General features: G+C 68.3%; 1 protein-coding gene. It reads right to left on the bottom strand.

Annotation, left to right across the window (positions count from 1 at the left end; translation table 11 throughout):
- Positions 1 to 925 (bottom strand): FAD-binding oxidoreductase (locus tag BMG07_RS40835; protein WP_198089228.1); only part of this gene is annotated, 925 nt, incomplete at both ends.

Below are 925 nucleotides of genomic sequence, written 5' to 3'. Positions count from 1 at the left end.
GGGAATCGAGATGTCGTGCTTGATGTTCAGCCCTTCCTCGGCCTGCGCCAAGGGAATGCTCTCGCGGATATGCCACAGCTGGTGCGCCTGCGTCAGGTTCTCGGCCACCACGGCGTCGCTCACGCAGCCGTCTTCAAAAGCCGTTTCCAGCAGCGCCTCGAAGCGCGCACGCGCATGGTCTTCGGACTCGCTGTCGGAGTTCTCCAGCAGCACGCAGTACGGCACGGCCTCGTCCTGGATGAAGGGCACGCGAAGCTGCGGCATGTGCTTGTCGACCAGGCTCAGCGCGAACTTGCCCATCACTTCGAAGCCCGTCAGCCCCGAGCCCAGGTGCTTGTGCGTCAGGCCCAGCAGCGTGACCGCGTGGTCGAGCGAGGGCACCGCGGCCCACGCCGTGAGCTGCGCGGCCGGCAGCGGGTACAGCTTCATGGTCGCGGCGGTGATGATGCCCAGCGTGCCTTCGCTGCCCACGATGAGGTCGCGCAGGTCGTAGCCGGTGTTGTCCTTGCGCAGGCCGCTGGTGCCTTCCCAGATCTCGCCCTGGGGCGTGACCACCTCCAGGCCCAGGCACAGGTCGCGCGTGTTGCCGTAGCGAACGACCTGCGTGCCGCCGGCGTTGGTCGCCAGGTTGCCGCCGATGGTGCAGCTGCCTTCAGCGGCAAGGCTCAGCGGGAACAGGAAGCCGGCCTTCTCTGCCGTCTCTTGCAGCGTCTGCAGGATGCAGCCGGCCTCGACGGTCATCGTGAGGTTGGCGCCGTCGATGGTGCGAATCGCGTTCAGGCGCTGCAGGCTCAGCACGACCTGCGTGCCGCTGTCGTCGGGGATGGAGCCGACCGCCAGGCCGGTGTTGCCGCCCTGCGGAACGATGGCCGCGCCCGCCGCCGCGCAGGCCTTGACCACGTCGGCCACCTGCTGCGTGTTGGCG

Origin of the sequence: Variovorax sp. E3 (genome assembly GCF_016082275.1) — a bacterium.
Classification (GTDB): Bacteria; Pseudomonadota; Gammaproteobacteria; order Burkholderiales; family Burkholderiaceae_C; genus Variovorax.
This window is presented reverse-complemented; position numbering and strand designations above follow the sequence as displayed.